Below are 26,264 nucleotides of genomic sequence, written 5' to 3'. Positions count from 1 at the left end.
TGCGTGTGCCTGGCGGTTGTTCGATGCGATGTCTGCGCTCGGCTTGTCATGCCCGCTGTTACGGCGCTGCGCGGTGTTCGTTGGACGTGGATGGCATGCACCGCACCCGCCCTCAGGACACTCCGGCGTGCGCGTGTCGGCCAACCTCGACGCCGAAGCTCTTGGAGCAGGTGTCGCTGTGTGACTACGGCGAGCAGTCCTGCTTGAATCGCGCAGGCGCAGGTTCGCCGTGCTCAGGCAATCAATCGGCGCAGCGCCGGATTGTCGTTGTCCTGCTTCCATACCAGATGCAATTCCACCGGCGTGGCAGGCGCCTCATCGCGCAGCGGCAGGTACACGATGCCGGCATAGCGCAGGCCGCTGGCCCCCTCGGGTACCAGCGCCATGCCCATGCCGCCGCGCACCAGCGCCAGCACCGAGTGGATCTGGCTGACGTATTGCACCGAGCGTGGCGCGATGCCGCGGCTGCCGAACAGCTGCGCCAGCAGGTCGTAGAAGTAGCGCGCCTCGTCCGGGGCGTAGTTGACCAGCGGCTGCCCATCGAAGTCCTGCAGGCACAAGCTGCTCCGCTGTGCCAGCGGCGAGTCCTCGGGCAGCGCGGCGATCAACGGCTCGCGCGCCACGCAACGACTGTGCAGGCCGGGGCGCTGGATCGGCGGGCGTAGCAGGCCGATGTCCAGCCGCCCTGCGTCCAGCGCATCCAGCTGCGCCAGGCTGACCATTTCCTTGAGCTGCAGGTCCACATCCGGTGCCTGCCTGCGCCAGCGCGCGATGGCTTCGGGCAGGAAGCGGTAGCTGGCGCCGGCGGTGAAGCCCACCGATACGCTGCCGGCATCGCCGGTGCCGATCCGGCGTGCGCGCAGGCCGGCGTTCTCGGCCATGCGCAGGATCGCGCGCGCTTCGGCCAGCAGGCTGCGCCCGGCCTGGGTGAGCCGCACATGCCGGCTGTTGCGCTCCAGCAATGCGGTACCGACGCTGTGCTCCAGCAGCTGGATCTGGCGGCTCAATGGCGGCTGGGTCATGTTCAGGCGCTCGGCCGCGCGACGGAAGTGCAGTTCGTCGGCCACCGCGACGAAGCAGCGCAACTGGGGCAGGTCGAACATGGTGGCAGTCCCTTTGGGTGGGGAGTGGGGGCGAATCGATGCTGCACGTGCAACATCGCGACGCGCGGGGCCGGGATGAATACGGCACAGGCGCCGCAGGCGGTTGAAACGAACGCTAGCATCCACCGCGATGACGGCTACGAAAAATCGTTGCAAAGCAGCGATTTGCAGCACTTTCGCACCATCCATGCCGCGATTGATTCAATTTAAATATCAAACAATACGTAATTTGGTTTGGACCAGCAATGATCTGCGTTCCTAGGATCAGCCCATCCCCCGCCTAGGAGCGTTTGTCCGATGAGCAGCAGATATACCCCGTCCGAAATGGCCCAGGCGCTTGGCGCCGGGTTGCTGTCGTTTCCGGTCACCCATTTCGATGCCGATCTGGCGTTTGACGAGCCGGCCTATCGCGCCAACCTGGACTGGCTGTCCTCCCACCCGGCGGCCGGCCTGTTCGCCGCAGGCGGGACCGGCGAGCTGTTTTCGCTGACCCTGGACGAGGTCAACCGCGCCGTGCGTGCCGCGGTGACCCAGACCGCCGGGCGCATGCCGGTGATCGCGCCGGCCGGCTACGGCACCGCGATCGCGATCGAAATGGCGCAGGCGGCCGAACGCAGCGACGCCGACGGCATCCTGCTGTTTCCGCCATACCTGACCGAGTGCGATGCCGACGGCGTGGCCGAGCATGTCGAACGCGTCTGCAAGGCGACCTCACTGGGCGTGATCGTCTACGGCCGCGCCAACGCCAGGCTCGACGATGTGACCCTGGCGCGCGTGGCCGAACGCTGCCCCAACCTGGTGGGCTACAAGGACGGCATCGGCGACGTGGATCGCATGACCCGCATCTACGCACGGCTGGGCGACCGGCTGCTGTACGTGGGCGGCCTGCCCACCGCCGAAACCTTTGCACTGCCGTATCTGGAAATGGGCGTCACCACCTATTCGTCGGCCATCTTCAACTTCCTCCCCGAATGGGCGCTGGCGTTCTATGCCGCAGTGCGCGCCCGCGACCACGCCACCATCTACCGCGAGCTCAACGACTTCGTACTGCCGTACACGGTGTTGCGCAACCGGCGTGCCGGCTATGCGGTGTCCATCGTCAAGGCCGGCATGCGTGCGGTGGGCCGCCCGGCCGGGCCGGTGCGCTCGCCCTTGGCCGACCTGACCGAGGCCGAATTTGCGCATCTCAAGCAACTGATCGGAGGGCGCCGCTGATGCATGCCATCCAGGGTGAATCGCTGATCGGGCAGCGCTGTGTGCAAGGCACCGGTGCGCCATTCCATGGCGTGGATGCGGCCAGCGGCGCGTCGTTGCAGCCAGCGTTCGGCTCGGTAAGCGTGCAGGATCTGGAACAGGCCTGTGCGCTGGCGCACGCGGCCTTCGATATCTATCGCGACACATCGCTGGAAGCGCGCGCCGGCTTTCTGGAGACCATCGCCGAGCAGATCCTGGCGCTGGGCGATACGCTGATCGAACGCGCGATGCGCGAAAGCGGCCTGCCACGCGCACGCCTGGAAGGTGAACGCGGACGCACCGTTGGGCAGTTGCGGTTATTTGCCAACGTGGTGCGCGAAGGCAGCTGGCTGCAGGCCCGCATCGACCCCGCCATGCCGCAGCGCACGCCGTTGCCGCGCGCGGACCTGCGCCAGCGCCATATCGCGCTGGGGCCGGTGGCGGTGTTCGGCGCCAGCAACTTTCCGCTGGCGTTCTCGGTGGCCGGCGGCGATACCGCTTCGGCCCTGGCGGCCGGCTGCCCGGTGGTGGTCAAGGCGCATGGCGCGCATCCAGGCACTTCCGAACTGGTCGGCCGCGCGATCCAGGCCGCGGTGGCGCAGTGCGGCCTGCCGGAAGGGGTGTTCTCGCTGCTGTTCGATGCGGGAATCGAGATTGGCGCGCAGCTGGTGGCCGATGCGCGCATCAAGGCGGTGGGCTTCACCGGCTCGCGTGCCGGCGGCATGGCGCTGGTGCAGATCGCCACCGCACGTCGCGAACCGATTCCGGTCTATGCGGAGATGAGCGCGATCAACCCGGTGTATCTGTTGCCGCAGGCGCTGCAGGCACGCGCGTCCGACCTGGGCAAGGCGTTCGTCGGCTCGCTCACCCTGGGTGCGGGACAGTTCTGCACCAATCCCGGCCTGCTGCTGGCAATCGATTCGCCGGCGCTGGATGCCTTCATCGCCTCCGCAACGCAAACGCTGCAGGAAGTCTCACCGGCGCCGATGCTCACCGCAGGCATCGGCCAGGCGTACGCGCAAGGCGTGCAACGGTTGGGTGCGCATCCGCGAGTGGCCACGCTGGCGCGTGGCGCGGCGGCGGACACGGGGCGTTGCCCGGCGGCGTTGTTCGGTACCGATGCCGATGCCTTCCTGGCCGACGAAGCGCTGCAGGCCGAGGTGTTTGGCGCCTCGTCGCTGCTGGTGCGCTGCAAGGACATCACCCAGTTGCGCGCATTGAGCGAACAACTGGAGGGCCAGCTCACCGCCACCTTGCACATGGACGACGGCGATACCGAGCTGGCGGCCGCGCTGCTGCCGGTGCTGGAGCGCAAGGCCGGCCGCATCCTGGTCAACGACTGGCCCACCGGCGTGGAGGTCTGCCACGCGATGGTGCATGGCGGCCCGTTCCCGGCCACGTCCGACAGCCGCAGCACCTCGGTGGGCACGCTGGCGATCGACCGCTTCCTGCGACCGGTCTGCTACCAGGATTTGCCGGCGGCGCTGTTGCCGGCGGCCGTGGCGCACGGCAATCCGCTGGGCCTGTGGCGGCGCGTGGACGGCGCACTGGGCCACGACTGACCGCCCCGCTCGCAACGTTGCCTGAGGCGTGCCGGAGGAGGGTCCGGCACGCCAATCGCAGGCCCACTCGAAGTACCGAAGCGCAGTGCGCTTCCATCGTCATAGGTGAGGAACGATGATGGCTATCGATTCAAAAACGGTCGGTTCCACGGCAATCGGCGCAGCGGCGGTTCCGCGCAGGCGTTACCTGATCCTGCTGATGTTGTTCGTGGTGACCACGATCAACTACGCCGATCGCGCCACCCTGTCCATTGCCGGTTCCGCGGTCCAGGATGCACTGGGCATCGACGCGCTGCAGATGGGTTTCATCTTTTCCGCGTTCGGCTGGGCGTATGTGGCCGGGCAGATTCCCGGCGGCTGGTTGCTCGATCGCTTCGGCTCGCGCCGCGTGTACGGGCTGTCGCTGCTGGTCTGGTCATTGTTCACCGCGCTGCAGGGCTTCATCGGCTGGGTGCCGATGGCCTGGGCGGTGACCACGCTATTCGTGCTGCGCTTTCTGGTGGGCATTGCCGAAGCACCCTCGTTTCCCGGCAACAGCCGCATCGTCGCGGCCTGGTTTCCCACCGCCGAGCGTGGCCTGGCCGCGTCCATCTTCAACTCCGCGCAGTACTTCGCCACGGTGGCGTTTGCGCCGCTGATGGGCTGGCTGGTGCATGCCTGGGGGTGGGAGCATGTCTTCCTGGTGATGGGCGGCGTGGGTGTGCTGCTGGCGTTGCTGTGGCGCAAGACCATCTATGCGCCACGCGAACACCCGCGCCTGTCTGCGCAGGAGCTGGACTACATCCAGCGCAATGGCGCGCTGGTGGACATGGAGCAGGGCAACAGGCCAGGCAGCCAGCCCAGGGGCGCGCAATGGCATTACGCCAAGCAACTGCTGTGCAACCGCATGCTGCTGGGGGTGTATATCGGCCAGTACTGCATCACCACGCTGACCTATTTCTTCCTGACCTGGTTCCCGGTGTACCTGGTGAAAGAACGCGGCATGTCGATCCTGGAAGCCGGCTTCGTGGCCTCGTTGCCGGCGGTGTGCGGCTTCGCCGGCGGCGTGCTCGGCGGTTATGTCTCCGACCGCATGGTGCGGCGTGGCTATTCGCTTACCGTCTCGCGCAAGACGCCGATCGTGGTCGGCATGCTGATGTCGGTGACGATGATCGGCTGCAACTACGTGCAGGCCGAATGGATGGTGGTGGGGCTGATGGCGCTGGCCTTCTTCGGCAAGGGCATCGGCGCTTTGGGCTGGGCGGTGGTCGCCGATACCTCGCCCAAGGAAATCGCCGGTCTGTCCGGCGGCCTGTTCAACACCTTCGGCAACATCGCCGGCATCACCACGCCGATTGTCATCGGCTACATCGTCTCCACCACCGGCAGCTTCGAGTGGGCGCTGGTCTTCGTCGGGCTCAATGCCTTGCTGGCGGTGGTGTCCTATCTGGCCGTGGTTGGCGAGATCAAGCGCGTCGAACTGAAGGCGCCTCCGGGTGGCCCGGCCGCGCCTGTCACCGCACCGCGTTGATCGTCTTCGGAGACTCTTGATGACCATTCATACCTCAGCTGCAAACATCGGCACCACACCGCGCATCACCGACATCCGCGTGGTGCCGGTCGCTGGCCAGGACAGCATGCTGCTCAATCTCAGTGGCGCGCATGCGCCGTACTTCACCCGCAACGTGCTGGTGTTGCGCGATTCGTCCGGACGCACCGGCGTGGGCGAGGTGCCTGGCGGCGCTGCCATCGCCGGTTTGTTGAACGAGGCCGCTGCGCTGATCCGCAACCGCTCCATCGCCGACTACCAGCGCATCCTCAACCAGGTGCGCACCGCCTTTGCCGACCGCGACAGCGCCGGGCGTGGCCTGCAGACCTTCGATCTGCGCATCACCATCCATGCGGTGACCGCCATCGAGGCGGCGCTGCTGGATCTGCTGGGGCAGTTCCTGGACCAGCCGGTCGCCGCGCTGCTCGGCGAAGGCCAGCAGCGCGATGCAGTGGACGTGCTGGGCTATCTGTTCTTCATCGGCGACCGCCGCAAGACCGGCCTGAGTTACCGCGACGGCAGCGCTGCACGCAATGAGTGGGAAGCATTGCGCGACGAAGAAGCGTTGACGCCTGCGGCGGTGGTGCAGCTGGCCGAAGCGGCCTATGCGAAGTACGGCTTCCGCGATTTCAAGCTCAAGGGCGGCGTGCTGCGCGGCGAGGACGAGATCGAGGCGATCCACGCGTTGCACGCGCGCTTTCCGCAGGCGCGCATCACCCTCGATCCCAATGGGGCGTGGTCGCTGCAGCAGGCCATCGCGCTGTGCCGCGACATGCATGGCGTGCTGGCCTATGCCGAGGACCCTTGCGGTGCCGAGCAGGGCTATTCCGGCCGCGAGGTCATGGCCGAGTTCCGTCGTGCCACCGCCCTGCCCACCGCCACCAACATGATCGCCACCGACTGGCGCCAGATGGGCCATGCCATCCAGTTGCAGTCGGTGGACATCCCGCTGGCCGATCCGCATTTCTGGACCTTGCAGGGCTCGGTGCGGGTGGCGCAACTGTGCCGCGACTGGGGCCTGACCTGGGGCTCGCATTCCAACAACCACTTCGACATTTCACTGGCCATGTTCACCCATGTGGCCGCCGCCGCGCCCGGGCGCATCACCGCCATCGATACGCACTGGATCTGGCAGGACGGCCAGCGCCTCACCCGCGCTCCGTTGCAGATTGCCGGCGGCCAGATCCAGGTGCCGGCCAGGCCAGGGCTGGGCGTGGAGCTGGACATGGACGCGCTGGAGGCCGCGCATCGCACCTACCAGAGCCTGGGCCTGGGCGTGCGCGACGATGCGGCCGCCATGCAGGCGCTGATCCCCAACTGGACCTTCGACAACAAGCGGCCGTGCCTGGTGCGCTGAGGCGTCCCGATGCCTGCTGCCGGAGTGCCGGCCGCAGCGCATGGCGGCGCGTTCACCGCAGGTGGAGAACCGAGCAATGAAACGCATGATGGCAATCAGCGGCGCCGCGCTGCTGGCGGTCGGCGCGGCCGGGCGCGCGCGCGCGCAACACCCCGACGAGGGGTTCTGGCAGGGCGCCACCGCCGAGGTCACCGCGCTGAACTTCTACTACAACCGCGACTTCCGCAGTGGCGAAGGGCAGGGCAAGCGGGCCGAATGGGCGCAGGGCTTCGTGGTCGATGCCAGGAGCGGCTACACCCGCGGTCCGGTCGGCGCGGGCCTGGACCTGCTGGGCATCGGCGATTTCAAGCTCGATGGCGTACGCGCCGAAGGCGGCACCGGCCTGCTGCCCAACGACGACGACGGCACCGCCCGGCATGCGCTGGTCCGGGTGGCGCCCACGCTCAAGCTGCGCGCCTCGCAGACCGAATTGAAATGGGGCAGCTTCATTCCCAACGAGCCGCTGGTGCGTGCCAGCATCACCCGCATCATGCCCGAGACGTTTCAGGGCGTGACGCTGGAATCCAAGGACATCCCGAAGCTCGACCTGCTGCTGGCCCGCTTTACCAGCGCCTGGTACCGCGACGGCGATTCGCGCGTGCCGATCACCCTGACCAACAAGAACCGCCGCTTCCTCGGTACCCCGGATTCGGATGCGTTCAATCTGGTGTCGGCCACCTACACGCTGGCCCCCGCTACCCAGCTGCGTTATCAAGGCGGGTTGATGGAGGACATCTACCGCCAGCAGCTCTACAACCTGATCCAGACCCACATGTTCGGCAAGGACCGCCTGCGCGTGGATCTGCGCTATTTCCGCACCGACGCTGTCGGCCAGTCGCGCGCCGGCCCGATCGACAACCGCATGTTCAGCAGCATGCTGTCCTGGCGCAGCGGCGGCCATGAATTCGGCGCCGGCTATCAGAAGCTGTCCGGACCCAGCGCGATGCCCTGGCCGGGAGGTACCGATGGCAACGTCTTCAACTGGACCTTCATCAACGACTTTCTCGAACGCGGCGAGCGCAGCTGGCAGCTGCGCTACAGCATCGATGGCGACAGCATCGGCATCCCCGGCCTCAGCGTCATGGCGCGCTACATCAGCGGCGACGATGCACGGCCGGCCACCTATGCCGGCGAAGGCCGCGAGTGGGCGCGCGACGTGCTGACCACCTATCAATTCCAGGGCGAGCGCTTCAAGCACCTCAGCATCATCTGGTTCAACGGCACCTTTCGCTCCAACTACCAGCGCAATGTCGATGAAAACCGGTTGATCCTGCAGTACCGGCGCCAGTTCGACAGCCCCGACCGCTAATGCACTCCACCCCCAATGTCCTGCAAGGTAGCCCCCTGATGTCCGCAACCCAGCACGCCATGCCCTGGCTCAGCATCCGCGCCCATGCGCGCGACAATGTCGCCATTGTCGTCAACGATGGCGGCGCGCCCGCCGGCGCCACCTTCGCCGACGGTCTCACTGCCATCGAGCATATTCCGCAGGGCCACAAGATCGCCCTGGTGGACCTGCGCAAAGGCGCGGCGGTGATCCGCCTGGGCGCGGTCATCGGTACTGCCAACGCCGACATCCTGCGCGGCGCATGGGTGAGCGAGCAGTTGCTGGACATGCCGCAGGCCCCCGAGCTGACCACGCTGGATCTGTCGCTGCATCCGGCGCCGGAGCCCGAGCCGCTGGAGGGCTACACCTTCCAGGGCTACCGTAATCGCGATGGCAGCGTGGGCACTCGCAACATCCTGGGCATCATGACCAGCGTGCAGTGCGTGGTCGGCGTGCTTGAGCATGCGGTCGAGCGCATCCGCGCCGAGGTGCTGCCCAGGTATCCACATGTCGACGATGTCGTGGCGGTCAATCACGTCTACGGCTGTGGCGTGGCGATCACCGCGCCGGAGGCCATCATTCCCATCCGCACGCTGCGCAATATTGCGCGCAGCCCCAACTTCGGCGGGCAGGCGCTGATCGTGGGCCTAGGTTGCGAGAAGCTCGCACCCGAGCGTCTGCTGCCCGACGACGCCACCGAGGACGACAGTGGCGTGTATCGCCTGCAGGAAGCCAGCCTGGGCTTTGCCGACATGGTGAGTTCGATCATGGCCATGGCCGAGGAACGGCTGCGCCATCTGGACCTGCGCCGCCGCGAAGCCGTGCCGGCCAGCGAACTGGTGGTGGGCATGCAATGCGGCGGCAGCGACGCGTTTTCCGGCGTCACCGCCAACCCAGGCCTGGGCGTGGCCGCCGACCTGCTGGTGCGTGCCGGCGCCACGGTGATGTTCTCGGAAAACACCGAAGTGCGCGATGGCATCCATCTGTTGGTACCGCGCGCCGCCAATGCGGACGTGGCCAGGGCGCTGGTACGCGAAATGGCCTGGTACGACGGCTATCTGGCACGCGGCCAGGCCGACCGCAGCGCCAATACCACGCCGGGCAACAAGAAGGGCGGGCTGGCCAACATTGTGGAGAAGGCGATGGGCTCGATCGCCAAGTCCGGCTCGTCGGCGATCAACGGCGTGGTGCCGCCCGGTGAGCGGGTCAAGGGGCGTGGATTGCAGTACTGCGCCACGCCCGCCAGCGATTTTGTCTGCGGCACGCTGCAGGTGGCCGCCGGCATGAACCTGCATGTGTTCACGACCGGGCGCGGCACCCCGTACGGCCTGGGCATGGTACCGGTGATCAAGGTCGCCACCCGCAGCGAGCTGGCGCAGCGCTGGTCCGACCTGATGGATATCGACGCTGGCGGCGTGGCCACCGGGGCCAAGACGCTGGAGCAACTGGGCTGGGAGCTGTTCCAGCGCTATCTGGACGTGGCCAGCGGCCAGCGCACCTGGACCGAGCAGCATCGCCTGCACAATGACCTGGCCCTGTTCAACCCGGCGCCGATCACCTAGGGCGATTCCGTACCCTCACCCCAGCCCTCATGCCACGCCACGCCACGGCCCGGCCCGCGATGCGGGCGCTCCCGGGCAGGCGCACCGGTGGCGTGCAATCCGTGCCTTCTCGCCCCGCGGCTTGGGGGCTTTCAACCCACCGGCTCGCGTCAGGCGCCCGCACCTGAGTCACCAAGCCGGTCCTGCGCCTTCACCAGTCGCTCCCCTGCCGCATGCGCCGATACAATGCGCGCTTGTTTTCAGTGTTGACGGAGTTCCCATGTCCCAGATCATCCATACCGATCAGGCGCCTGCCGCCATCGGTCCGTATTCCCAGGCCGTGCGCGCCGGCAACACGGTGTATTTCTCCGGGCAGATCCCGCTGGACCCGGCCACCGGCGAGATCGTGCCCGGCGACATCGGCGCGCAGGCACGCCGCGCGTTCGACAACCTCAAGGCGGTTGCGGAAGCGGCCGGTGGCTCGCTCGACAGGATCGTGCGACTGGGCCTGTACCTCACCGATCTGGGCCAGTTCGCCGCCGTCAATGCGGTGATGCAGGAGTATTTCCAGGCGCCGTTCCCCGCGCGTTCGACCATCGAGGTCTCCGGCCTGCCCAAGGGCGCCGGCTTCGAGGTCGATGCGGTGATGGTGCTCGACTGATCCAGCTCGGCTGATCCGAGCGCCCTGCCGTGCCGCGCGCAGCGACCCTCACCCCGCGCCTGGCCGTCGCAGGCCAGGCCTCGCTTGCCAGCCTGCCCGGCGTCGGCCCGAAAGTGGCCGAGAAATTTGCTGCGCGCGGCATCTTGACGCTGCAGGATCTGTGGCTGCATCTGCCCTTGCGCTACGAGGACCGCACGCGGCTGACCACGATCGCGCAGTTGCAGAGCGGTGTGCCGGCGCAGATCGAGGTGCGCGTGGACGCGGTGGAGCGCGGCTTCCGCTTTCGCCCGGTGTTGCGCGTGGCGGTCTCGGACGAGTCGCACGGCAGCGTGGTGCTGCGCTTCTTCCATTTCCGCGCCGCGCAGGTGGCGCAGTTCGCACCGGGCACGCGGTTGCGGGTGTTCGGCACGCCCAAGCCGGGACAGAATGGCTGGGAAATCGTGCATCCCAGCTACCGTGTGCTGGCACCTGGCGAGGATGCCGTGCTGGGTGACAGCCTGGACCCGGTCTATCCGGTCCTGGAAGGCGTGGGCCCGGCCACGCTGCGCAAGCTCATCGGCCAGGCGCTGGAGCGGTTGCCGGAAGAGGCCGCGCTGGAACTGCTGCCGCCGCACTGGTTGCAGGACCAACAACTGCCCTCGCTGCGCGCCGCGCTGCTGACCATGCATCGCCCGCCGGTGAACACCGACCCGCAGCAACTGCTCGCCGGTGGGCACCCGGCCCAGCAGCGTCTGGCGATCGAAGAACTGCTGGCGCATCAGCTCAGCCTGCGCCGCCAGCGCATCGCCCTGCAGCGCTTCCGCGCGCCGCTGCTGCCGGGCAACGGCATCCTGGTGCAGCAACTGCGTGCGGCATTGCCGTTCCAGCTCACCGGCGCGCAGCAGCGCGTGTTCGCACAGATTGCCCGCGACCTGGCCAAGCCATCGCCGATGCTGCGGCTGGTGCAGGGCGATGTCGGCAGCGGCAAGACCGTGGTTGCGGCATTGGCGGCGATGCTGGCGGTGGAGCAGGGCAAGCAGGTCGCACTGGCCGCGCCGACCGAGCTGCTGGCCGAGCAGCACCTCACCAATCTGCGTGGCTGGCTGGAACCGCTGGGCGTGCGCATCGTCTGGCTGGCCGGCAAGGTCACCGGCAAGGCGCGCGCCGCGGCGATGGCCGAGGTGGCCTCCGGCCAGGCGCAGGTGGTGGTCGGCACGCATGCCTTGATGCAGGACGCGGTGGTCTTCCACGATCTGGCGCTGGCCATCATCGACGAGCAGCACCGCTTCGGCGTGCATCAGCGCCTGGCCTTGCGCGACAAGGGCGCAGCTGCCGGCAGCGTGCCGCATCAGTTGGTGATGACCGCCACGCCGATTCCGCGCACCCTGGCGATGTCTACCTATGCGGACCTGGATGTTTCGGCCATCGACGAACTCCCGCCCGGGCGCACCCCGGTACAGACCATCGTGCTCAGTGCCGAGCGTCGGCCGGAGCTGGTCGAGCGCATCCGCGCCGCCTGCGCCGAAGGGCGTCAGGCCTACTGGGTCTGCACCTTGATCGAAGAAAGCGAGGAGCCCGGCAAGGACGCGCCCAGCGGCCCGCCAAGGATCGAAGCGCAGGCGGCGGAGGTCACCTTCCAAGCCCTGTCCGCGCAATTGCCCGGGGTGCGTGTGGCACTGGTGCACGGGCGCATGAAAGCGGCCGAAAAACAGAAAGCCATGCTGGATTTCAAGCAGGGCCGCACCGACCTGCTGGTCGCCACCACGGTGATCGAGGTCGGCGTGGACGTGCCCAACGCCTCGCTGATGATCATCGAAAACGCCGAGCGCCTGGGCCTGGCGCAGTTGCACCAGTTGCGCGGCCGGGTCGGGCGCGGCGCGGCCGCGTCCAGTTGCGTGCTGCTGTATCAGGCGCCGCTATCGATGATGGCGCGGCAACGCCTGGAAACCATGCGCCAGACCAACGACGGCTTCGTGATCGCGGAAAAGGATCTGGAGCTGCGCGGCCCCGGCGAATTGCTGGGCACCCGCCAGACCGGCCTGGCCAGCTTCCGCATCGCCGATCTCACCCGCGATGCCGGGTTGCTGCCGCGCGTGCAGGTGCTTGCCGAGCGGCTGCTGGCCGACGCGCCGGAGATTGCCGACCGTGTGGTCGCGCGCTGGATCGGCAGCGCGGTGCGTTACGCCGCGGCTTGAGTGGCGGGGATTGGGGAATCGGGAATCGGGAATCGTAAAGGCAAGGCTGCTGCCGCCTTGGCGTCCCGGTGATTCGCGCGCCTCGCTGATCCTTGCGAAGATGCGGCGACGAATCCCGAATCCCGAATCCCGAATCTCCAATCCCATGACCAAAAAGATACCGCTGCTGATCGACACCGACCCGGGCGTGGACGACGCGCTGGCCTTGCTGATGGCCTTCAACGACCCCCGGCATGAGGTCGTTGGCCTGACCATCGCCGCCGGCAACGTCGGCCTGGAGCACACCGTGCGCAATGCCTTGAAGGTCTGCGAGATTGCCGGGCGTGAGGATGTGCCGGTCTACGCGGGCTGCCCGCAGCCGCTGCTGCATCCGTCGGTGGACGCGGCGCATGTGCATGGCATCGACGGTTTCGGCGATGTCGGCCTGGCGCCGGCCAGGCGTACTGCCGAGACCGAGCATGCTGCACTGGCCATCCTGCGCCTGTCGCACGAATACGCCGGCGAGCTGCTGCTGGTGGCGCTCGGTCCGCTGACCAATCTGGCGCTGGCGCTGACGCTGGATCCGACCCTGCCGCAGCGGGTGGCGCGGCTGGTGGTGATGGGCGGGGCGCTGACCGGGCACGGCAACATCACCGCGGCGGCCGAATTCAACATCGGCTTCGACCCGGAAGCGGCGCATATCGTGTTCCGCGGCTTTCCGCAGTTCGACGTGGCCGACTGGGAAGCCACCATCGCCCACGGCCTGCTGCATCGCGATGTCGAGCAATGGCTGGCGGCCGACTCGGCGCAGGCGCGGTTCTACGAGGAAATCTCGCGCAAGACCCGCCTGTGGTCCGAAGACAGCCGCGGCGAGTACTGGTACGCCGCCGATGCACTGGCGATGGCGTTCGCGCTGCACCCGGAAGGTGCCCAGCGGCTGGAGCAGCGTCCGGTCCATATCGAGTTGACCGGTACGCATACCCGCGGGATGACCCTGGTGGACTGGAACCGGCAGGGTGGCGCGCCCGACAATGCCAACCTGTTGCTGGAGTACGACCGCCGGCAATTCTACGGTCTGGTCGGGGCGGCGCTGGCGGCGGGTTAGGGCGATCTTGCGCCGGGCGTCTGGAGGCCGCTATAATGCCCGGCTTATCCAGGCAGCCCGGCGCCAAGTCCATGAAAGATAACGTTCATCCCAGCTACAACGACGTCGTCTTCCACGACGTGACGTCCGATTTCAAGATTCTGACCCGTTCCACCATGAGCTCGAAAGAGACCGTGAAGTGGGAAGACGGCCAGGAATACCCGCTGATCAAGGTGGATATCTCCTCGGCATCGCACCCGTTCTATACCGGCAAGCACAAGGTGATCGACACCGGCGGCCGGATCGACAAGTTCCAGAAGCGCTACGCGCGCTGAGCTTGCAGGACGGGCTGTACCGGCAGCGGCCGCGCATTGCGCGGCCGTTGTTTTTTGGGGCCTTGGCAACTTCGTTTTCACGCCTTCGGCAGAGGCGTCTACGACTTCTGTCCAAGCGACGGCCAAAATGCTGCTGTGCGATAATGACGTGATCCGGGGCGATGCCCTGGACTTCCATCACGTGCCTGCCCATCCGGTGACAGGCGCCTTCCACTGAAGGAGCGTACACAGTGTCCGATCTTGATCAGGTCACGCTCAACGCCGGCGACAAGTCGGTCGTTCTGCCGGTTCTCAAGCCCACGCTTGGCAATGATTGCGTCGATATCTCAAAGCTGACCAAAGAAACCGGTCTGTTCACCTACGACTCGGGCTTCACCGCCACCGCCAGCTGCAAGTCGGCCATCACCTACATCGATGGCGACAACGGCGTGTTGCTGTATCGCGGCTACCCGATCGAACAGTTGGCCGAGAAGTCCAGCTTCCTCGAAGTCTCGTACCTGCTGATGAACGGCGAGCTGCCGACCGCGGACGAGTTCAAGAAGTTCGACCACGAAGTGACGCATCACACGATGATGCACGAGTCGCTGAAGAACTTCCTCGGTGGCTTCCGTCATGACGCCCATCCGATGGCCATGCTGGCCGGTTCGGTCGCCTCGCTGTCGGCGTTCTATCACGACACCCTGGACCTCAACGATCCGGAGCAGCGCCGTCAGGCCGCCATCCGTCTGATCGCCAAGGTGCCGACCCTGGCTGCTGCCGCGTACCGCTATTCGATCGGCTGGCCGATCCGCTACCCGCGCAACAACCTCAACTACGTCGACCGCTTCCTGCACATGATGTTCGAAGTGCCGAGCGAGCCGCTGGAGATCAATCCGGTGGTGGCCAAGGCGCTGGATCTGCTGTTCATCCTGCATGCCGATCACGAGCAGAACGCCTCGACCTCGACCGTGCGCCTGGTCGGTTCGACCGGTGCCAATCCGTACGCCTCGGTCGCCGCGGGCATCACCGCGCTGTGGGGCCCGGCACACGGCGGCGCCAACGAAGCCGTGCTGAAGATGCTGGAAGAGATCGGCACCGCCGACAACGTCGAGTCCGCCGTGGCCAAGGCCAAGGACAAGAACTCCTCGTTCCGTTTGATGGGCTTCGGTCACCGCGTCTACAAGAACTTCGACCCACGCGCCAAGATCATCCGCGAGATGACCCACAAGGTGCTGGGCGAGCTGGGCGTCAACGATCCGCTGCTGGAAGTGGCGGTGAAGCTGGAAGAAGCCGCGCTGAAGGACGACTATTTCGTGCAGCGCAAGCTGTACCCGAACGTCGACTTCTATTCCGGCCTGATCTACAAGGCGCTGAATATTCCGGTGGAGATGTTCACCGTGATGTTCGCCATTGCACGCACCGCCGGCTGGGTGTCGCATTGGCTGGAGCAGCAGGTCGACCCGGAAATGAAGATCGGCCGTCCGCGCCAGATCTACACCGGCTACGACAAGCGCGACTACACCGACAGCGCCAAGCGCTAAACGCCTGCGGTTCTCTGCTTGAACGAACGCCCCGCATTGCGGGGCGTTTGCTTTTGCGGGTTGGCGTTGTGGTCAGTGGTCACGCGTCATGGCGCGCTGCGATCAGCGCGTGCGCGGCAGGGCGTCGCTACCGTCCTCTTCTGCCAACAACTGACGCAGCTGGGCGGCCGAGGCGCGCTGCATCGGCTTTTCGTCCAGCTGCGACAATGGCGCCTGGCGCAGGGCGTCATACGGCAGCACGGTCAGGTCGAAGGTCAGTTCCTCGGCACTGAACAACCAGACCGGAAACTCGGCAGTCCGCTCGCGGTCCAGGCGCAGCCGGCGCGTCCGCAATTCGGCAGGAATGTAGTGTTCTTCCAGAAACCGCTGCACGGCATCGGCATCGTCGCTGTGCAGCTGCAACTGCACCGGCGCATTGGCGTCGGCCGTGCCATCGAGCACCGGGCCGGCCAGGCGCGGCTGGAACGGGCCGAGAAACTCCAGCGCGCGCAACGCCGCTTCGCGGCGCCGGCGCAAGCGCAGCCCGTGCGCAGGTCCGGCGAACAGGCGTTGGTGCTCGCGCAGGGCGTCTTCGATCTCGCGATTGCGCGGCAGCGATGCGTCGTCGTGGATGCCCAGCCGGCTGGCCGCCTTGAGCTTGGCCTGATGAAAATCGCGGATGCCGCCTTCGGCCATCAACCGGGCCGCTTCGTGCGCCAGGCGGTGGCGCCGTTCTCGGGTTCGCGTATCGGCGTGTTCGCGCGCGTGATGCATGACCGGGCTCCCCTCATGAACCTGGTTCGACTCTACAACAGCGGCATGACGGTGTGGCGAAGGTCACAGGGCGCAGGCCCGATGGACCGTGCTCGATGACCGCAAGCACGCGCTGGCATGCGTTGCACCATCGCTGCCGCTACGTGCCGAACCCAGGGAATCGGCCGGCCTGCGCCGTTCCGATTCCCCATTCTCGATTCCCGATTCCCGATTCCCGATTCCCGGCACTCAGAAAATATCGAACGCCTTCTCGTCCTGCTGCTCCTGCAGGCCGTAGTCGTAATCCTGCAGGCGATCCAGGTCCTCGTTCTTCACCCATTCCACCGCGCCATTGATGGTGGCCTGGGTCATGCCGTCGGGCGGGTCGTTGGCGGCGATCGGCTTGTCCTTCAGGGCCACGCGCATGTACTCGATCCAGATCGGCAATGCGGCCTTGCCGCCGTATTCGCGATAGCCGAGCGAGCGGAAGTCGTCGCGGCCCACCCAGACCGTGGTGGCATAGGGACCGCCGAAGCCGGAGAACCAGGCGTCACGGTGATCGTTGGTCGAGCCGGTCTTGCCGCCGACGTCCTCGCGCCCCAGCACCTTGGCCGCGGTGCCGGTGCCGCGCTGGACCACGTCGCGCATCATCGACACCAGCTGGTAGGCAGTGCGCTCGTCGATGGCGCGCGGCGCGATCTTGGTTTCGGCAGTGGCTGCCGGGGCGGTCTCCGCCGGCGTGGCCGTGGTCGGCTCGATCGACTTGGGCAGCGCAGGGGCGCCGAAGTTGAAACCGTCCACCACCTGGCTTACCGGTGCGACATTGCCGCCCTGCAACGCGCAGGTACGGCAGGCCACTGCCGGCACTTCCTTGAAGACGACATTGCCGTCGCGGTCCTTCACCTCGTCCACGATCCAGGTGTCCACGCGCGAGCCGCCGTTGGCGAACACCGCATAGCCGCGCGCGACCGATAATGGCGTCAGCGACGCGGTACCCAGTGACATCGACAGGTTGGGCGGCAGCTCGGCTTCCTGGAAGCCGAACTGGCTGATGTATTTACGTGCGAAATCGACGCTGATCGCGTCCAGCAGGCGCACCGACACCAGGTTGCGCGATTGCACCAACGCCTCGCGCAGCCGCATCGGGCCGCGGAAGCCGCCGCCGTCGTTCTGCGGCGACCAGGTCTTGCCGCGGCGGTCGCGGAACACCACCGGGGCATCGAGCACGATCGAGGCGGGGTTGAAGCCCTTTTCGAACGCGGCCGCATAGACGAACGGCTTGAAGCTGGAACCGGGCTGGCGGCGTGCCTGGGTGGCACGGTTGAACTTGTTGCCGGCGAAGCTGAAACCGCCGACCAGCGCGCGCAGCGCGCCGCTGTTGGCATCCAGCGACACCAGTGCGGCCTGGCCGCGCGGCAATTGGTCGATGATCCATTCGCCGTCCTTTTCGCCGGCACGGATGCGGGTCAGGTCGCCGCGCGTCAGCAGCTTGGCCGGGGTCTTGTTGGTCCAGCGGCTGGCGCTGGCCGGCAGGGTCAGCTCGGTCTTGTCACTCTGCACGACGGTCACGCCGCCGTCGGCATTGGTGCGCGCCACGATCACCGCGCGCAGGCCGCCCTGGGTGAACACGCCGGACAGATGCTTGGCCAGTGCCGCTGCATCCGCGTCGGCAGGGACATCGAAATGCTGTTCGACGCCATGCCAGCCATGCCGGTGGTCGTACAGGCGCAGGCCGTCGGCAACCGCTGCATCGGCGCCGGTCTGCAGCGTGGCATCGATGGTGGTGGTGACGTGGTAACCCTTGTTGAGCACATCGCCGCCGTACTTGGCGATCATTTCCTGGCGCACCAGCTCGGCCACGTACGGGGCGTAGACCTCGACCGGCGGCTCATGCGGCTTGGCGTGCATCGGCACCGCCTTGGCCGCATCGGCTTCGGCCTGGCTGACAAAGCCCAGGTCGGCCATGCGTTGCAGCACGTAGTAATCGCGACGTTCCTGGGCACGCTCCGGATTGCTGATCGGGTTGCCGCTGGACGGGAACTTGGGGATGCCGGCCAGCGAGGCCATCTCGTCCAGGCTCAGTTCGCTCATCTTCTTGCCGTAGTAGTACTCGGCCGCAGCACCCACGCCGTAGGCGCGGTTGCCGAAGAAGCTCTTGTTGAGATACAGCTCGAAGATCTCGTCCTTGCTCAGCTCACTTTCGATCTTGCGTGCCAGCAGGATCTCGGCCAGCTTGCGGGTGTAGCTGTACTCGGAACTGAGGAAGAACTGCCGCGCCACCTGCTGGGTGATGGTCGAACCACCCGGCACCCGCTTGGCGTCGGTGCTGGCCAGCAGCCACACCGCGCGGGCGATGCCCTTGTAATCCACGCCGCCGTGCTCGTAGAAGCGCGCATCCTCTGTCGCCAGGAAGGCCTGCTTCAGGCGCAGCGGCACGTCCTTCATCTGGATGGGATAGCGCCGGGTCTCGCCATAGACGGCCATCAGGCGGCCATCGCTGGAGTAGACATACATCGGCTCCTGCAGTTCGACCTGCTTGAGCGACTGCACGTCCGGCAGCTTGGAGGAAACGGCGTAATACAAGCCGCCGGCAGCAATAGCGCCAAGCAGGGCGAGCACCACGAACGCGGCCAGGATCCAGCCCAGCCAACGACGAATACGGGGCATGTTGAGAGAGATTCCGATTGCAGATTTCTTGGTCACAGAGTATAGATGACGCCGGGTTTGGCTGGGGCCGAACTCTGGGGATCGCAGCAGACAGCACTGGGGTCACGGTCGCGGGGCCATTGCCTCGCGCGTGAAGGGCTTGTCTACTGTTAAAATTTGATTATTAATACGAGGGCGCAGACTGCGTCCAAGTGCCCATCGGCAGGGGAGTTTCCGTGGGGCTTCTACCCAAGAGTCAGTCGCCACTTATTGGTGTCGATATCAGTTCCACTGCGGTCAAGCTCCTGCAGCTGTCGCGCAGCGGGAATCGTTTCCGCGTGGAACATTACGCCGTAGAGCCGTTGCCGCCGAATGCGGTCGTGGAAAAGAACATCGTCGAAGTCGAGGCGGTGGGCGAGGCCATCCGCCGCGCCATCAACCGTTCCGGCAGCAAGGCCAAGAATGCAGCAGCCGCGGTGGCCGGGTCGGCGGTGATCACCAAGCTGATCCCGATGCCGGCCGATCCGGACGACAGCGATCTGGAAGCGCAGGTCGAACTGGAAGCCACCAATTACATCCCGTACCCGATCGAGGAAGTGAATCTCGACTTCGAGGTGCTCGGCCCGATGCCCAACAGCCCGGACATGGTCCAGGTGCTGCTGGCGGCCTCGCGTTCGGAGAATGTGGAACTGCGCCAGTCTGCGTTGGAACTGGGCGGCCTGACCGCCAAGGTCATGGACGTGGAGGCCTTCGCGGTCGAGAACGCCTTTGCCCTGGTCGCCAGCGAGCTGCCGGTGGCTGCCGATGCAGTGGTGGCGCTGGTTGACATCGGCGCGACCATGACCACGTTGAGCGTGCTGCGCGCCGGTCGCAGCCTGTATAGCCGCGAGCAGGTGTTCGGCGGCAAGCAGCTCACCGACGAGGTGATGCGCCGGTACGGGCTGACCTACGAAGAGGCCGGCCTGGCCAAGCGTCAGGGCGGTTTGCCGGAAAGCTACGAGGTCGAAGTGCTGGAGCCGTTCAAGGAGGCGACGGTGCAGCAGATCAGCCGTTTGCTGCAGTTCTTCTACGCAGGCAGCGAATTCAATCGCGTCGACTGCATCGTGCTGGCCGGTGGTTGCGCGGCGCTGTCGCGCTTGCCGGAAATGGTGGAAGAGCAGCTCGGCGTGACCACCGTGGTCGCCAACCCGCTTGCGCAGATGACGCTGGGCCCGAAGGTCCAGGCCCATGCGCTGGCGCTGGATGCACCTGCATTGATGATTGCCACCGGCCTGGCCCTGAGGAGCTTTGACTGATGGCAAGAATCAATCTATTGCCCTGGCGCGCCGAGCGCCGGAAGGCGCGCGAGCGCGAGTTCTATTCGATGCTGGGCTTCGCCGCGCTGGGCGGAGTGCTGCTGTCTGCACTAATCTGGTTCTACTACGACGCGCAGATCAGCGGCCAGACCGAGCGCAATGCGTTCCTGACCACCGAAATCGACAAGGTCAAGGCGCAGAACGAAGAGATCAAGGAGCTCGACAAGAAGAAGGACCGTCTGCTCGCCCGCAAGAAGGTGATCGAGGAACTGCAGGCCAATCGCTCGCAGATGGTGCACCTGTTCGACTCGCTGGTGCGCACCATTCCCGATGGCGTGGCCTTGACCAACATCAAGCAGGACGGCGACATCCTGACCCTGGAAGGTCGCTCGCAGTCCAATGCGCGCGTCAGTGCCTACATGCGCAACCTGGAAGGCTCGGGCTGGATGACCAATCCGGACCTGTCGATCATCGAGGCCAAGAGCCAGGACAAAACCGGGCAGCCTGCCGCATCTGCGACGGACACCACGGCGCTGCCGTACGTATTTACGCTCAAGGTCAAGCTGGCCAATCCGAACGAGGCTGACAAGAACGGCACCGCACCGGTCGACGCGCAAGCGCCGGGCGCAACGCCGGCCGGGACCGCACCCGCGGGCGCGCCAGCGGCGACACCTGCAGCGCCTGCACCTGCCACGCCGCCGGCCGCTGCGCCTGTGCCAGCCAATCGGCCGCAGGAGGGGGCGGCGTCATGAGTAAGAAAGCATTCAAGCTCAGCGATCTGGATTTCAACAACATCGGCGGCTGGCCGCAGCAGGCACGCATCGTGTTCTGCGTGGTGGTCGGCCTGTTCATCATGGTGCTGGCCTGGTTCCTGCTGATCAGCGGCAAGCGCGATGAACTCGAAAGCCTGGAAGGCACCGAAACGCAGCTGCGCACCGAGTTCGAGACCCAGCAGGGCCGTGCGGTGAATCTGGAGCCGCTCAAGCAGCAGCTCGCGCAGATGGAGCAGGTGCTGCAGCAGATGCTGCGCCAGCTGCCCAGCAAGACCGAAATGCCGGATCTGATCATCGACATCTCGCAGACCGCGTTGTCCAGCGGCCTGTCCAACGAGTTGTTCCAGCCGGGTCCGGAGTCGCCGAAGGAGTTCTACGCCGAAAAGCCGATCGCCTTGCGCATGGTGGGCAGTTACCACCAGTTCGGTGCCTTCGTCAGCGGCGTGGCGTCGCTGCCGCGCGTGGTGATCCTGACCATGCACGACATCAACCTCAAGCCGAAGGATCCCAAGGCCGGCATCACGCCGCGCGGGGCGCTGGAACTGTCCGGCACGGTCAAGACCTATCGTTATCTGGACGATGAGGAAATGGCCGAGCAGGAGAAGGCGGCGGCCGACGCTGCGAAGAAGGGCGGCCAATGACCATGAGACTGCTCAAGATCCTGTCCTGCGTGGCGCTAATGGCTGTATTGCCGGCGTGTACGCGCGGTGTGACCAGCACCCCGGGCGATGCGCCGAATCTGGAAGCCTGGGTTGCCGAGGTGCGCGCACGTCCGGCGCCGCCGTTGGAGCCATTGCCGGTGATGCAGCAGTTCGAGACGTTCGAATATGCGGCCCAGTCGATGCGCGACCCGTTCAGCGATGCCTGGGTCAGTGCCGAAGGCGGCAATGGCACGCGTCCGGATCCGAACCGGCGCAAGGAGCCGCTGGAAGCCTATCCGCTCGACGCCCTCGACATGGTGGGGACCATTGGTGGCGGCGCGGGCCTGGTTGCCCTGGTCATGGCACCGGACAAGGTGACCTACCGGGTACGGCCGGGTGTGTATCTGGGACAGAGCGATGGCCGGGTCACCGGGGTCTACGAAGACCGCATCGAGCTGATTGAACTTGTGCCGGACGGTGCGGGTGGATGGCTTGAACGGCCGGCCGCGCTCGCGCTGGATGATCAATAAAGTGATAGGGGATAGCACGATGACGTTTTCCAATGCCCAGCGGCTGCGTCCGGTTCGACGCCACGTGGCACTTCGGGCCTGCGCGTTGGGGTTCGCGCTGGCGCTGGCGAGTGGTGGCGCGGTCGCGGCGGCGGCACTGAAGCAGCCCGCGCAGGATCCGGCCAAGACCGCTCCGGCGAGCCTGGCGGTGTCCAAGATCGATTTCAAACGGGGCGAGGATGGCACGGGTCGTCTGATCCTGCAGTTCGACGGCCAAGGCGCCAGCCCGGACCTGCGTACGCAGGGCGACAACGTGCTGGTCGACATCAGCAACGCGCGGTTGCCCGCCGAACTGCAGCGCCCGCTCAACGTCACCGACTTCGCAACGCCGGTGCAACGTGTCGAGGTCAAGCCGTCCGGCTCGGGGTCGCAGCTGGTGCTGTCGACCAAGGGCGCGTTCGATTCGCTGGCCTACCAGACCGGCAACGAATACGTGGTCGAAATCACTCCGCGCAAGGGCCAGCCCGCGGTCGGTGGCGTCAGCGCCGCAGCCGTCACCCAGGCCGCGGCGCAGATCGCTGCGCGCGGTTACAGCGGCCGCCCGGTGACGTTCAACTTCCAGGACGTGCCGGTACGCACCGTGCTGCAGCTGATCGCCGAAGAATCCAACCTCAATATCGTCGCCTCCGACACCGTGCAGGGCAATGTCACGCTGCGGCTGATGAACGTGCCGTGGGACCAGGCGCTGGACATCGTGCTGCGCGCCAAGGGCCTGGACAAGCGCCGCGACGGCGGCGTGGTGTGGGTCGCCCCGCAGCCGGAGCTGGCCAAGTTCGAGCAGGACAAGGAAGACGCCCGCATCGCGATCGAGAATCGCGAGGATCTGATCACCGATTACGTGCAGATCAATTACCACAACGCAGCGGTGATCTTCAAGGCGCTGACGGAGGCCAAGGGGATTGGTGGCGGTCAGGGCGGTGGTCAAGGTGGGCAAGGCGGGCAGCAGGACAACGGATTCCTGTCGCCTCGCGGTCGCCTGGTTGCCGATGAGCGCACCAATACGTTGATGATCAGCGATATTCCGAAGAAGGTCGCGCAGATGCGCGAGCTGATTTCGCATATCGATCGCCCCGTGGATCAGGTGTTGATCGAGAGCCGTATCGTGATCGCGACCGATACATTTGCCCGTGACTTGGGGGCGCGCTTTGGTATCGCCGGGCGTCGTCAGTATGGCGACAACACTAGCGTTATCAGCGGTAGCACAACGAATAATGTATCTATTATTAACGATGGATTACATAACGTTCCTGCGGGACTGAACTTTAATCTGCCTGCTGGGACATTCACTACTAGCACTGCAGGTTCAATTGCTTACACCTTGCTGGGGCGGAACTTTGCTCTCGACATGGAGTTGTCGGCAATGCAGGAAGAGGGACGCGGTGAGGTTGTTTCCAATCCTCGGATCGTGACAGCGAATCAGCGTGAGGGCGTGATTAAACAGGGGCGTGAAATCGGTTATGTGACAATCAGTGGCTCGAGCAATGGCGGTCAGGCACAGGCAAATGTTCAATTCAAGGAAGTGTTGTTAGAGCTCAAGGTTACACCTACGATCACTAATGATAATCGTGTGTTTTTGAACATGAATGTGAAAAAAGATGAAGTTGCCAGGTTCATCGTGCTTCAGGGCTATGGTACGGTCCCTGAAATAAATAGGCGCGAAGTTAATACTGCTGTTCTGGTTGGGGATGGCGAGACTGTAGTCATTGGTGGCGTTTATGAGTTTACCGATCGTGAGAGCATTGCAAAGGTTCCATTCTTGGGCGACATTCCGTTCCTTGGAAATTTGTTTAAGAAGCGTGGGCGAAGCAAGGAGAAGGCCGAATTGTTGGTTTTCGTAACTCCAAAGGTACTGCGTGTGGCGAGCGCTACTCCCTGAGATAGCATAAATATAAAAGGCTGCGAAAGCGGCCTTTTTTTCGGTGTTGGATGTGGGTAGTTGTCCATTGCGCGCGATTTGCCGTGCTCCGGCTATAAATAGCTACTGCGATCTCAAGCTTGAACAGGCCCGAGAGCTTATTGCTGTCCTGGCTTTTGGTTCAATTAGCTTGCCTCCCTGCCAAGTCGCGATGCGGGTGACGCGCGTCATACTTGGGTTCACTCAGTGAACAACTCAAAGCCGTTCAGTGAACCAATCGCGCTCGAATCGGTCACACTGGGCCTATGAACGCACCGCCGCTCTTGCCCCCAGAAGCCGCTGCCGCGCCCGCCGAGGACCGGTTGCATCGTCAATTCACCTTGCTGCGCGAGTCGCTGACGCAGCGCATCGTGGGCCAGTCTGCGCTGGTCGAACGGTTGCTGATCGCCTTGCTGGCCGATGGCCATTTGCTGGTCGAGGGCGCACCGGGTCTGGCCAAGACCACCGCGATCCGTGCGCTGGCCTCGCGGCTGGAAGCCGATTTCGCGCGGGTGCAGTTCACCCCGGATCTGCTGCCTTCCGATCTGACTGGCACCGAGATCTGGCGGCCGCAGGACAGCCGGTTCGAGTTCATGCCCGGGCCGATCTTCCATCCGATCCTGCTGGCCGACGAGATCAATCGAGCACCGGCCAAGGTGCAGTCGGCGCTGCTGGAAGCGATGGGCGAGCGCCAGGTTACCGTCGGGCGGCACACCTATGCGCTGCCGCAGCTGTTCCTGGTGATGGCAACGCAGAACCCGATCGAGCAGGAGGGCACCTTCCCGTTGCCCGAGGCGCAGCTGGATCGCTTCCTGATGCATGTCCGTATCGGCTATCCACAGGCTGATGCCGAGGCCGAGATCCTGCGTCTGGCACGTGAAGCCGCGCGCGATACCCTGGAAAAGCACGAAACGGTGCCCGACAAGATCCCGCTGGAAGATGTCTTTGCCGCGCGGCGTGTCGTGCTGGACGTGCATCTGGCTCCGCAGCTGGAGCGCTACCTGATCGAGATCGTGCTCGCGTCGCGCGATGCCCAGCGCTACGACCCGGCATTGGCGCGGCGGATCGCCTGGGGCGCGAGCCCGCGTGGGTCGATCGCGCTGGAGCGCTGCGCACGTGCGCGTGCATGGCTGGCCGGGCGCGACTACGTGACCCCGGACGATATCCGCGCAATCGCCCCGGACGTGCTGCGTCATCGCGTGCTGCCCAGCTACGAGGCCACTGCCGAAGGCTGGGATGGCGAACGCCTGGTCGCCGCTCTGCTGGAAAAGATTCCGCTGCCCTGATCGGGTAGCGTGTCGCCGAGGTATGCCGTCCTCTGACCAGAATCCGATGTCTTCGATGCCGTCTTCTTCCCCTGTCACCGCGCCGTCGTCGATCGCCGGCGATGGACTGCGGCCGACGCTGGCGGAGTTGATCGCGCTGCGCGGCACCACGATCCATCGCGGGCAGCCGGGGCGTGGCCGCCATGGACTGGTCGGGCCGGTGCCCGCGGCAACGCGCGGGCGCGGGATGGAATACGCCGAGTCGCGCGAGTACGTGGCGGGTGACGATGCGCGGCATATCGACTGGCGCGTCACTGCGCGTACCGGGCGTGCGCATACGAAATTGTTTCAGGCCGAGCGCGAACGCTTGAGTCTGATTGTGGCCGATACCTCGCCGGCACTCTTCTTCGGCACGCGGGTGCGCTACAAATCGGTGCAGGCCGCACGTGCCGGTGCGGTTGCGGCGTGGCTGGCGCAGCGGCAGGGCGACCGCATCGCCGCCCTGCGCGGCACTGCCAGCGAGGCGCCGATTGCGCCGCGCTCGGGGCAACGCGGCGTATTGCCGGTACTGGATGCCTTGGCGCGCTGGTATGCGCAGCCGCCGTCCGGCGACGCGGGCCTGGAGGTGGCACTGGACCATGCCGCGCGGCTGCTGCGCCCGGGCGCGCGACTGACCGTGCTGGCCGACGCGCGCAGCGCCAGCAGGATTTCTGCCACGCGCTGGTCGGGGCTGGCCCTGCATCATGAGGTGGTGGTGATCGTGCTGGTCGACCCCCTGGAGCTGGCGCCACCGGCCCGAGCACTGAGCTTCGATGTGCGCGGCGAGCGTATTGCGATCGATCTGTCCACGCAGGCCGGACGGGCGCGTTGGCAGGCCGAATTCGTGGCGCCGCTGGAGCAGTTGACCTCGGTCTTGCAGGCACGCGGCGTGCGCCTGCATCGCCTGTCCACCGACGATGCCAGCGATGCCTGGCTGGGCGGCGGCGCTGCCGCGCGGAGCCTGTGA

21 protein-coding genes are annotated in these 26,264 nt (G+C 65.8%); 18 read left to right on the top strand and 3 right to left on the bottom strand.

What is annotated here, in order from left to right:
* Window positions 1–233 precede the first annotated feature (233 nt).
* Entirely contained in the window at window positions 234–1,103 is an 870-nt protein-coding gene (locus CPBF1521_RS13615; protein WP_115677331.1) for a LysR family transcriptional regulator, read from the bottom strand.
* A gap of 297 nt (window positions 1,104–1,400) precedes the next feature.
* Between CPBF1521_RS13615 and kdgD the strand changes: the two genes are divergently transcribed.
* The 11 genes from kdgD (at window position 1,401) to CPBF1521_RS13560 (ending at window position 15,443) form a co-directional block, all read left to right on the top strand.
* The gene (gene kdgD / locus CPBF1521_RS13610) at window positions 1,401–2,318 is read left to right on the top strand and encodes a 5-dehydro-4-deoxyglucarate dehydratase (RefSeq protein WP_115677330.1); all 918 of its coding nucleotides are present in this window, start codon (window positions 1,401–1,403) and stop codon (window positions 2,316–2,318) included.
* Entirely contained in the window at window positions 2,318–3,898 is a 1,581-nt protein-coding gene (locus CPBF1521_RS13605; protein WP_115677329.1) for an aldehyde dehydrogenase (NADP(+)), read from the top strand. Before kdgD ends, CPBF1521_RS13605 begins: the two co-directional genes overlap by 1 nt.
* A 115-nt stretch (window positions 3,899–4,013) precedes the next feature.
* Window positions 4,014–5,408, top strand: a complete 1,395-nt coding sequence (locus CPBF1521_RS13600) for an MFS transporter (RefSeq protein ID WP_328589298.1) — start codon at window positions 4,014–4,016, stop codon at window positions 5,406–5,408.
* Between the two features lie 19 nt (window positions 5,409–5,427).
* The gene (gudD, locus tag CPBF1521_RS13595; RefSeq protein WP_115677328.1) at window positions 5,428–6,783 is read left to right on the top strand and encodes a glucarate dehydratase; all 1,356 of its coding nucleotides are present in this window, start codon (window positions 5,428–5,430) and stop codon (window positions 6,781–6,783) included.
* A 76-nt stretch (window positions 6,784–6,859) separates the two neighbouring features.
* Window positions 6,860–8,131 (top strand): OprD family porin, encoded by a 1,272-nt coding sequence (locus CPBF1521_RS13590; protein ID WP_115677327.1) that lies wholly within the window; start codon window positions 6,860–6,862, stop codon window positions 8,129–8,131.
* A 38-nt stretch (window positions 8,132–8,169) separates the two neighbouring features.
* Window positions 8,170–9,711, top strand: coding sequence for a galactarate dehydratase (gene garD / locus CPBF1521_RS13585; RefSeq protein ID WP_115677326.1), 1,542 nt, complete (start codon window positions 8,170–8,172; stop codon window positions 9,709–9,711).
* 259 nt (window positions 9,712–9,970) lie between these two features.
* On the top strand, window positions 9,971–10,351 hold the full coding sequence (locus tag CPBF1521_RS13580) for a RidA family protein (protein ID WP_042597620.1): 381 nt from the start codon (window positions 9,971–9,973) through the stop codon (window positions 10,349–10,351).
* A 29-nt stretch (window positions 10,352–10,380) separates the two neighbouring features.
* The gene (recG, locus tag CPBF1521_RS13575; RefSeq protein WP_115677325.1) at window positions 10,381–12,525 is read left to right on the top strand and encodes an ATP-dependent DNA helicase RecG; all 2,145 of its coding nucleotides are present in this window, start codon (window positions 10,381–10,383) and stop codon (window positions 12,523–12,525) included.
* A 145-nt stretch (window positions 12,526–12,670) separates the two neighbouring features.
* Window positions 12,671–13,609 carry a nucleoside hydrolase gene (locus tag CPBF1521_RS13570; protein WP_115677324.1) on the top strand — a complete coding sequence of 313 codons (939 nt, stop codon included), beginning with the start codon at window positions 12,671–12,673 and terminating at the stop codon, window positions 13,607–13,609.
* 71 nt (window positions 13,610–13,680) lie between these two features.
* Complete coding sequence (locus CPBF1521_RS13565; protein WP_024938126.1) at window positions 13,681–13,923, top strand: type B 50S ribosomal protein L31; 243 nt, start codon at window positions 13,681–13,683, stop codon at window positions 13,921–13,923.
* 230 nt (window positions 13,924–14,153) lie between these two features.
* Window positions 14,154–15,443 (top strand): citrate synthase, encoded by a 1,290-nt coding sequence (locus tag CPBF1521_RS13560; protein WP_115677323.1) that lies wholly within the window; start codon window positions 14,154–14,156, stop codon window positions 15,441–15,443.
* A gap of 102 nt (window positions 15,444–15,545) precedes the next feature.
* On the opposite strand, the gene CPBF1521_RS13555 is transcribed toward CPBF1521_RS13560, so the two are convergent.
* Complete coding sequence (locus CPBF1521_RS13555) at window positions 15,546–16,196, bottom strand: hypothetical protein (RefSeq protein WP_115677322.1); 651 nt, start codon at window positions 16,194–16,196, stop codon at window positions 15,546–15,548.
* 228 nt (window positions 16,197–16,424) lie between these two features.
* A complete protein-coding gene (locus CPBF1521_RS13550) occupies window positions 16,425–18,842 on the bottom strand; it encodes a penicillin-binding protein 1A (protein WP_115677321.1) in 2,418 nt (805 codons plus the stop codon).
* Between the two features lie 215 nt (window positions 18,843–19,057).
* Here CPBF1521_RS13550 and CPBF1521_RS13545 point away from each other — a divergent pair, with 215 nt between their 5' ends.
* From CPBF1521_RS13545 to CPBF1521_RS13515, 7 genes are all read left to right on the top strand, one after another.
* Window positions 19,058–20,116, top strand: a complete 1,059-nt coding sequence (locus CPBF1521_RS13545; protein ID WP_115677320.1) for a pilus assembly protein PilM — start codon at window positions 19,058–19,060, stop codon at window positions 20,114–20,116.
* The gene (locus CPBF1521_RS13540; protein ID WP_115677319.1) at window positions 20,116–20,868 is read left to right on the top strand and encodes a PilN domain-containing protein; all 753 of its coding nucleotides are present in this window, start codon (window positions 20,116–20,118) and stop codon (window positions 20,866–20,868) included. The genes CPBF1521_RS13545 and CPBF1521_RS13540 overlap by 1 nt, the downstream gene beginning before the upstream one ends.
* Window positions 20,865–21,530, top strand: a complete 666-nt coding sequence (locus tag CPBF1521_RS13535) for a type IV pilus inner membrane component PilO (RefSeq protein WP_104584775.1) — start codon at window positions 20,865–20,867, stop codon at window positions 21,528–21,530. The genes CPBF1521_RS13540 and CPBF1521_RS13535 overlap by 4 nt, the downstream gene beginning before the upstream one ends.
* Window positions 21,527–22,060 carry a pilus assembly protein PilP gene (locus CPBF1521_RS13530; RefSeq protein ID WP_104584778.1) on the top strand — a complete coding sequence of 178 codons (534 nt, stop codon included), beginning with the start codon at window positions 21,527–21,529 and terminating at the stop codon, window positions 22,058–22,060. The genes CPBF1521_RS13535 and CPBF1521_RS13530 overlap by 4 nt, the downstream gene beginning before the upstream one ends.
* 19 nt (window positions 22,061–22,079) lie before the next feature.
* Window positions 22,080–23,975 carry a type IV pilus secretin PilQ gene (locus CPBF1521_RS13525; RefSeq protein WP_115677402.1) on the top strand — a complete coding sequence of 632 codons (1,896 nt, stop codon included), beginning with the start codon at window positions 22,080–22,082 and terminating at the stop codon, window positions 23,973–23,975.
* 284 nt (window positions 23,976–24,259) lie between these two features.
* Complete coding sequence (locus CPBF1521_RS13520; protein ID WP_104584784.1) at window positions 24,260–25,279, top strand: AAA family ATPase; 1,020 nt, start codon at window positions 24,260–24,262, stop codon at window positions 25,277–25,279.
* 22 nt (window positions 25,280–25,301) lie between these two features.
* The gene (locus CPBF1521_RS13515) at window positions 25,302–26,264 is read left to right on the top strand and encodes a DUF58 domain-containing protein (RefSeq protein WP_104584787.1); all 963 of its coding nucleotides are present in this window, start codon (window positions 25,302–25,304) and stop codon (window positions 26,262–26,264) included.

The organism is Xanthomonas euroxanthea, assembly GCF_900476395.1.
Lineage (GTDB): Bacteria > Pseudomonadota > Gammaproteobacteria > Xanthomonadales > Xanthomonadaceae > Xanthomonas > Xanthomonas euroxanthea.
Note: the sequence above shows the minus strand (reverse complement) of the source record. Positions and strands in the feature narration are given on the sequence as shown.

What these genes read in the sequence shown, in the direction of transcription:
- gudD (WP_115677328.1), top strand. Translation starts at nt 5,428, where the DNA reads ATGACCATTCATACCTCAGCTGCAAACATCGGCACCACACCGCGCATC.
- CPBF1521_RS13540 (WP_115677319.1), top strand. Translation starts at nt 20,116, where the DNA reads ATGGCAAGAATCAATCTATTGCCCTGGCGCGCCGAGCGCCGGAAGGCG.
- CPBF1521_RS13590 (WP_115677327.1), top strand. Translation starts at nt 6,860, where the DNA reads ATGAAACGCATGATGGCAATCAGCGGCGCCGCGCTGCTGGCGGTCGGC.
- CPBF1521_RS13570 (WP_115677324.1), top strand. Translation starts at nt 12,671, where the DNA reads ATGACCAAAAAGATACCGCTGCTGATCGACACCGACCCGGGCGTGGAC.
- CPBF1521_RS13565 (WP_024938126.1), top strand. Translation starts at nt 13,681, where the DNA reads ATGAAAGATAACGTTCATCCCAGCTACAACGACGTCGTCTTCCACGAC.
- CPBF1521_RS13515 (WP_104584787.1), top strand. Translation starts at nt 25,302, where the DNA reads ATGCCGTCCTCTGACCAGAATCCGATGTCTTCGATGCCGTCTTCTTCC.
- CPBF1521_RS13535 (WP_104584775.1), top strand. Translation starts at nt 20,865, where the DNA reads ATGAGTAAGAAAGCATTCAAGCTCAGCGATCTGGATTTCAACAACATC.
- garD (WP_115677326.1), top strand. Translation starts at nt 8,170, where the DNA reads ATGTCCGCAACCCAGCACGCCATGCCCTGGCTCAGCATCCGCGCCCAT.
- CPBF1521_RS13555 (WP_115677322.1), bottom strand. Translation starts at nt 16,196, where the DNA reads ATGCATCACGCGCGCGAACACGCCGATACGCGAACCCGAGAACGGCGC.
- CPBF1521_RS13605 (WP_115677329.1), top strand. Translation starts at nt 2,318, where the DNA reads ATGCATGCCATCCAGGGTGAATCGCTGATCGGGCAGCGCTGTGTGCAA.
- CPBF1521_RS13580 (WP_042597620.1), top strand. Translation starts at nt 9,971, where the DNA reads ATGTCCCAGATCATCCATACCGATCAGGCGCCTGCCGCCATCGGTCCG.
- CPBF1521_RS13530 (WP_104584778.1), top strand. Translation starts at nt 21,527, where the DNA reads ATGACCATGAGACTGCTCAAGATCCTGTCCTGCGTGGCGCTAATGGCT.
- CPBF1521_RS13550 (WP_115677321.1), bottom strand. Translation starts at nt 18,842, where the DNA reads ATGCCCCGTATTCGTCGTTGGCTGGGCTGGATCCTGGCCGCGTTCGTG.
- CPBF1521_RS13520 (WP_104584784.1), top strand. Translation starts at nt 24,260, where the DNA reads ATGAACGCACCGCCGCTCTTGCCCCCAGAAGCCGCTGCCGCGCCCGCC.
- CPBF1521_RS13615 (WP_115677331.1), bottom strand. Translation starts at nt 1,103, where the DNA reads ATGTTCGACCTGCCCCAGTTGCGCTGCTTCGTCGCGGTGGCCGACGAA.
- CPBF1521_RS13600 (WP_328589298.1), top strand. Translation starts at nt 4,014, where the DNA reads ATGATGGCTATCGATTCAAAAACGGTCGGTTCCACGGCAATCGGCGCA.
- kdgD (WP_115677330.1), top strand. Translation starts at nt 1,401, where the DNA reads ATGAGCAGCAGATATACCCCGTCCGAAATGGCCCAGGCGCTTGGCGCC.
- CPBF1521_RS13525 (WP_115677402.1), top strand. Translation starts at nt 22,080, where the DNA reads ATGACGTTTTCCAATGCCCAGCGGCTGCGTCCGGTTCGACGCCACGTG.